This window comes from uncultured Roseicyclus sp. (assembly GCF_937892565.1).
Lineage (GTDB): Bacteria > Pseudomonadota > Alphaproteobacteria > Rhodobacterales > Rhodobacteraceae > Roseicyclus.
The window spans coordinates 44963-51252 of sequence record NZ_CALAHQ010000010.1 but is presented as its reverse complement, the minus strand read 5'-3'; the positions used below and the strand labels follow the sequence as shown (position 1 = coordinate 51252).

General features: G+C 70.0%; 4 protein-coding genes. 3 read left to right on the top strand and 1 reads right to left on the bottom strand.

Annotated elements, in window-relative coordinates:
• The first annotated feature begins 117 nt into the window (after window positions 1-117).
• A complete protein-coding gene (locus tag Q0094_RS01855; RefSeq protein ID WP_297614659.1) occupies window positions 118-387 on the top strand; it encodes an HlyU family transcriptional regulator in 270 nt (89 codons plus the stop codon).
• Window positions 388-396: 9 nt separating this feature from the next.
• On the opposite strand, the gene meaB is transcribed toward Q0094_RS01855, so the two are convergent.
• Window positions 397-1389, bottom strand: a complete 993-nt coding sequence (gene meaB / locus Q0094_RS01850) for a methylmalonyl Co-A mutase-associated GTPase MeaB (protein WP_297614665.1) — start codon at window positions 1387-1389, stop codon at window positions 397-399.
• 125 nt (window positions 1390-1514) lie between these two features.
• Between meaB and hrpB the strand changes: the two genes are divergently transcribed.
• A complete protein-coding gene (hrpB, locus tag Q0094_RS01845; RefSeq protein ID WP_297614658.1) occupies window positions 1515-3971 on the top strand; it encodes an ATP-dependent helicase HrpB in 2457 nt (818 codons plus the stop codon).
• A gap of 76 nt (window positions 3972-4047) precedes the next feature.
• Window positions 4048-6180 (top strand): selenide, water dikinase SelD, encoded by a 2133-nt coding sequence (selD, locus tag Q0094_RS01840; protein WP_297614656.1) that lies wholly within the window; start codon window positions 4048-4050, stop codon window positions 6178-6180.
• The last annotated feature ends 110 nt before the right edge of the window (window positions 6181-6290 follow it).

Below are 6290 nucleotides of genomic sequence, written 5' to 3'. Positions count from 1 at the left end.
TCGGTGGCGCCAAGTTGCTCAAATCGGGCGAAGTCTGTCTTGATATCAAGAGTGTCTCGGATGCAGATCGGTTGTGCGAGGTTCTGAACGCTCGCCTGGATCAGAAGGCCTGATGCCATGTCTCTCTTCTCCAAACTCTTCGGCGGCAGCGGCAAACCGGCCAAGGACCCCGAGATCTACAAGGATTTCCGCATCTTCCCCGAACCGCAATCGGACGCGGGCGGATTCTCCATTGCGGCCCGCATCGAGAAAGAGATCGGCGGTGAGACACAGATCCACCACCTGCTCCGCGCCGATACCGTGCAATCGGCCGAAGATGCCGAGGCCTTGTCGATCCGCAAGGCCAAGCAATTGATCGACGAACAGGGCGAACGCCTGTTTGGCTAAGGGCGCACCCTACCCCTTCAACCGATCCAGCATCGCCGCTGCTGCCGCATCGGGGGTCAGCGCGCCTGCGGCGACCTGACTGGCCATGGCGGTCATTGCCGCTTTCACCTCCGGGTCGCGATGGAGCCGCGCCAAAAGACCTTCGCGCACCTCGACCTCGAACCAATGCGCCGCCTGTTCGGCACGGCGGCGGTCCCACCAGCCGCTGTCCTTGCGCCAGCGCGCCAGCGCCTGCATCTCATCCCAGGCCTGTGCGATGCCGTCACCTGTCACCGCCGAAACGGGCAGCGCCTTGGGGAACCCCTCGGGGTCTTGCGGGCGTTTCCTGAGCAACCGCAGCGCGCCCGCGTAATCGGCGACCGTGCGGATCGCGGCCGCTTTCAGATCGCCATCGGCCTTGTTGACCAGGATCAGGTCGGCCATCTCCATGATGCCGCGCTTGACGCCCTGCAATTCGTCGCCGCCTGCGGGGGCCAGAAGCAGCACGAAAAGATCGCAGATCTCGGCCACCATGGTCTCGGACTGGCCGACGCCCACGGTCTCGACCAGCACAACGTCAAAGCCCGCCGCCTCGCACAGCGCCACCGCTTCGCGCGTGCGGCGCGCCACCCCGCCCAGATGGCTGGAAGACGGCGAAGGGCGGATGAAGGCCGCGGGTTCACGGCTGAGCAATTCCATCCGCGTCTTGTCGCCCAGGATCGAGCCGCCCGAGCGCGCCGAGGAGGGATCGACCGCCAGAACGGCCACCTTGAGGCCCGCGCCCACCAGCGCCATGCCGAAGCCTTCGATAAAGGTGGATTTGCCCACGCCCGGCGTGCCCGACAACCCGATGCGCAGCGCTTGGCGGCCGTGACCGCGCAAGGCCACGATCAGCGCGGTCGCCTGTGCGCGGTGATCGGGCCGCGTGCTTTCGACCAGCGTGACCGCACGGGCCAACGCGCGGCGTTCACCCGCCAGAATGCGGGGGGCCAGATCATCGCCGCCTTGTGCCTGTGCCGCCATCGCCAAGCTCGCTTTCTTATCCGCCACCCCGGTTGCCCGATGTTGGACTATCTGCCCCTGCAAAGCGCGGCATGTCCAGTGCAAGCGCCCGGCTTTGGTGTTGACGCTGATGGGCGCTGCACCGCATGTGGCGGCGATCAGGCCAGAACCACGGGATTGCGCGCGCCTTGCCCTTGCCCATCGACGATATCCTGCCCGCACTCTGCGCGGCCCTCGCGGCCGAGGGTCGCGCCGTGTTGCAGGCCCCGCCTGGGGCGGGCAAGACCACGGGCGTGCCGCTTGCGCTTTTGGGCCAGATCGCAGGGCGCATCGTGATGCTGGAGCCGCGCCGTCTGGCCGCGCGGGCAGCGGCCGAGCGGATGGCCCAGATGCTGGGCGAGGCCGTGGGCCAGACCGTGGGCTACCGTATCCGGGGCGAGAGCGCGGTCAGTTCTGCCACCCGGATCGAGGTGGTGACCGAGGGTATCCTGACGCGGATGCTGCAAGACGCCCCCGATCTGCCCGGCGTGGGCTGCGTGATCTTCGACGAGTTTCACGAACGCTCCCTCAATGCCGATCTGGGACTTGCGCTGGCATGGGAGGTGCGCACCGCGCTGCGCCCGGATCTGTGTCTTGTGGTGATGTCGGCCACCCTTGACGCGGCCCCCGTGGCCGCGATGCTGGGGGATGCACCCTTGCTCAGCTCCGAGGGCCGCGCCTATCGGGTCGAGACGCGGCACCTCGATCACCCCGTGCCCAGGGATCGGCGCTTCGAAGATGCCGCGTGCGACCTGATCTTGCACGCATTGCACGAGGCACAGGGCGGCTGTCTGGTATTCTTGCCCGGTGAGGGCGAGATCCGGCGCACCGCAGCGCGCGTGTCGGGGCGTCTGCCCGATGATGTGGCGCTTCACATGCTCTACGGCGCCATGCCCTTTGCCGATCAGCGCGCCGCCATCGCGCCCGCGCTGTCGGGGCGCAAGCTGGTTCTGGCCACGGCCATCGCCGAAACCTCGCTCACCATCGAGGATGTCCGCATCGTCGTCGATACGGGCCGGGCGCGGCGGGCGCGCTTTGATCCCGGATCGGGGATGTCACGGCTGGTGACCGAGCCCGTCAGCCGCGCCGAGGCCGACCAGCGGCGCGGCCGCGCAGGCCGTGTGGCGCCGGGCCTGTGTTACCGGATGTGGACCAAAGGCGCCGAGGGCGCGCTGCCCGCCTTTGCCCCGCCGGAAATCGCTGCGGCCGATCTGGCGGGGCTGGCGCTGGAACTGGCGCTCTGGGGTGGCGGCGGGGCCGAGGGGCTGGCCTTTCTGACCGCCCCGCCCGAGGGTGCGCTGACCGAGGCCCGCGCGCTTTTGGCCGATCTGGGGGCGCTCGATGCGGCGGGGCGGATCACCGATCACGGCCGCGCGCTGGCGCGTGTGCCGCTGCATCCGCGGCTGGCGCATATGCTGACCCAAGGCGGGCCGGGCAGCGCGCGGTTGGCGGCCCTGCTGGCCGAGCGCGACCCGCTGCGCGACCGGGGCGTCGATCTGGCGCTGCGACTGCGGGCGCTGAAGGATCCGGGCGGCATGGGCGCCGATCGCGGCACCATCGCCCGCATCCGGGACGAGGCCCGGCGGCTCCAGCGCCATGAAGCGGGCGCGGCACTCAGCCCCGGGGCGCAAGCGGCGCTGGCCTATCCCGACCGGGTGGGTCTGCGCCGCGACGGCGATGCGCCCCGCTATGTGCTGTCGGGCGGCAAGGGCGCGGTGATGCCCGAAGGCGACGGGCTGGCGGGCCACCGGTTGATCGTGGCCACGGATCTGGATGGCGACCCGCGCGAGGCGCGCATCCGTCAGGCCGTGGCCCTGAGCGAGGCGGAACTGCGCACGCTCTATGCCGGGCAGATCGCATGGCGCGATCTGTGCCATTGGTCGCGGCGCCATCGCCGGATCGAAGCACGCCAACAGGAATGTTTCGGCGCACTGGTGCTGGCCGAACGGCTGTGGCGGGATGCCCCGCCCGAGGCGGTGGCCGCCGCGCTGATCGAGGGGATCCGCGATCTGGGGCTCGACTGCCTTGGGTGGAATGCGCGGGCACGGCTGTTGCGGGCGCGCCTTGCGGTATCGGGTCTGGCCGATGTTGCGGATGCAGCCTTGCTGGGCCAGCTTGAGGACTGGGCCGCACCCTATCTGTCACAGGCACGCAGCGCCGCCGATCTGGGCCGCTTCGATCCGCATGATGCGCTGTTGGCTTGGATTGGGCATGGCGCCCTGCAAGAGCTGGACCGGCTTGCCCCCGCCACATGGCAAAGCCCGCTGGCGCGCGCCATCCCCATCGATTATTCTGGTACCGTGCCCGAGGTGGCGCTGCGCCTGCAAGAGGTGTTCGGCACCACGACCCACCCAAGGATCGGCCCCGATCGGGTACCGCTCAAGATGATCTTGCTGTCACCCGGCGGCCACCCCTTGCAGGTCACGACGGATTTGCCGGGGTTCTGGGACGGGTCCTATGCCGATGTCCGCAAGGAGATGCGCGCGCGCTACCCGCGCCATCCCTGGCCCGATGATCCGCGCGCGGCCGATCCCACCTTGCGGGCCAAGCCGCGGGGGCGTTAGGCCGAAAGCATGGGGGCGCTGCCCCCGCCCGTTCCGGGCCCCCCCGGAGTATTTGCGAAACGAAGAGGGACGATCGATGCACGAGGGGTCCATTCCGCTGATAAGCGAGCTGGTGCTGCTGGGCGGCGGCCATGCCCATGCGCTGGTGCTCAGGCGCTGGGGGATGGCCCCGGTGCCGGGCGTGCGGCTGACGCTGATCAACCCCGGCCCAACCGCGCCCTACACGGGCATGCTGCCCGGGCATGTGGCCGGGCATTACGCGCGCGATGCGCTGGACATTGATCTGGTGCGTTTGGCGCGCTTTGCGGGGGCGCGGCTGGTGCTGGGGGCGGTGGACCGGATCGATCCTGTCGCGCGGGCTTTGTCGGTGCCGGGGCGCGCGCCCATCGGCTATGACCTTTTGTCGATCGATATCGGCGTGACATCCGACATGGCGGGGCTGCCGGGCTTTGCCGAGCATGGCATCGCCGCCAAGCCGCTGGGGCGGTTTGCCGAGGCTTGGGATGGCTATTGCGCAAGATCGGGTCCGGCCCGCATCGCGGTGATCGGCGGCGGCGTCGCGGGTGTGGAACTGGCGCTGGCCTGTGCGCACCGGATGCACGCGCTGGGCCGCGCGGCGGAAGTGGCGGTGATCGACCGGGGCGCGATCCTTGGTGGCTGGCCGGGGCGCAAGCGGCTGTTGCGGGCAATGGCGGCCCATGGCATCGCGCGGATCGAGGGTGCCGCGCCCGTGGCGGTGACGCCCGATGCGGTGGTGCTGGCCGACGGGCGGCGCGTGGCATCGGATTTCACCATCGGGGCGGCGGGGGCGGTGCCGCATGGCTGGCTGGCCACGTGCGGCATGGCGATGCAGGATGGCTATCTGGTCGTGGATGATCAGCTCAGATCGGTCAGCCACCCCGAGGTCTATGGCGCGGGCGATTGCGTGCATCTGCGCGACAGCCCCCGCCCCAAGGCCGGGGTCTTTGCCGTGCGCGCGGCCCCGGTTCTGGCGTGGAACCTGAGGGCGGATCTGACCGGCCGGCAGCGGCGGGTCTTTCGGCCGCAACGCGATTTCCTCAAGCTCGTGTCGCTGGGCGGGCGCGATGCGCTGGCCGAAAAGGCGGGCCTGACCTGGTCGGGCCCGGCCATGTGGCGCTGGAAGGATCGCATCGATGCCCGCTTCATGGACCGGCTCAAGCATCTGCCCGCAATGGCGCAACCCCGCCCGCCCGCCGGGGCCGCGCGCGGTTTGGCCACGGAAATGGCCGGACCCGCCCCATGCGGCGGCTGCGGGGCCAAGCTGGGCGCGGGGGCGCTGGGCACCATTCTGGGCGGGCGACCGGGCGATGATGCGGCTGTGGTGACGGTGGGTGGCTTGCGCCAAGTGATGTCTACCGACCATTTGCGCGGCTTTGCGCTCGATCCGGTGCTGGTGGCGCGCGCGGCCGCCATTCATGCGATGGGCGATATCTGGGCGATGGGCGCAAGGCCGCAAGTGGCGCTGGCCACGGTTATCTTGCCGCGCATGGCCGCCCGGCTGCAAGGCGCATGGCTGGCCGAGGTGATGACGGCCGCGCGCGACATCTTCGCCGCCGAAGGCGCCGAGATCGTGGGCGGCCATTCCTCGATGGGAACAGAGGTGACGCTGGGCTTTGCGGTCACGGGCGTGCTGGACCGCGACCCCGTCACACTGGCCGGCGCAAGGCCCGGCGATGCGCTGATCCTGAGCCGGGGGATCGGCACGGGCGTGGTGCTGGCGGCCGAGATGCAGATGCGCGCCACCGGCCCCGAGGTGGCCGCGACCTGGGCGCAGATGACCACGCCCCAGGGGGCGGCTTCGGCCATCCTTGCGCCTCATGCCCATGCGATGACCGATGTGACGGGCTTTGGGCTGGCGGGCCATCTTGGCAATATCTGTGCCGCCTCGGGCGTCGGGGCCGAGGTTCGGCTGGACGCCCTGCCGCTGTTGCCCGGCGCGCTGCGGCTGTCGGCGGCGGGGCTGCGCTCGACGCTTTTTGCCCAGAACCGCGCCGCGCTGGCGGGCCGTGTCACAGCCCCCGAGACAGCGCAGGCGGCGCTGATCTTTGATCCGCAGACCGCCGGCGGCTTGCTGGCCGCGGTCCCCCGGCAAGAGGCCGAAAAGATCGTGGCGGCGCTTTGCAGGGCGGGCTTTGCTGCGGCCTGCATCGGGCATGTCACCAAAACGGCCATGATCCGCTTTGACTGATCAGGCGCCCCGGCCCGTCCGCGATGACGGCCGTCATGGCGCAAGGGTGCGATGATGGCCATCTGTCACGATGGGCCAGGTGCCGACCACAGGCATGCCCACTGGACAGC

Excerpts from the sequence above, each read along its gene's own strand:
- Q0094_RS01855 (WP_297614659.1), top strand. The coding sequence starts at position 118 with ATGTCTCTCTTCTCCAAACTCTTCGGCGGCAGCGGCAAACCGGCCAAG.
- meaB (WP_297614665.1), bottom strand. The coding sequence starts at position 1,389 with ATGGCGGCACAGGCACAAGGCGGCGATGATCTGGCCCCCCGCATTCTG.
- hrpB (WP_297614658.1), top strand. The coding sequence starts at position 1,515 with ATGTGGCGGCGATCAGGCCAGAACCACGGGATTGCGCGCGCCTTGCCC.
- selD (WP_297614656.1), top strand. The coding sequence starts at position 4,048 with ATGCACGAGGGGTCCATTCCGCTGATAAGCGAGCTGGTGCTGCTGGGC.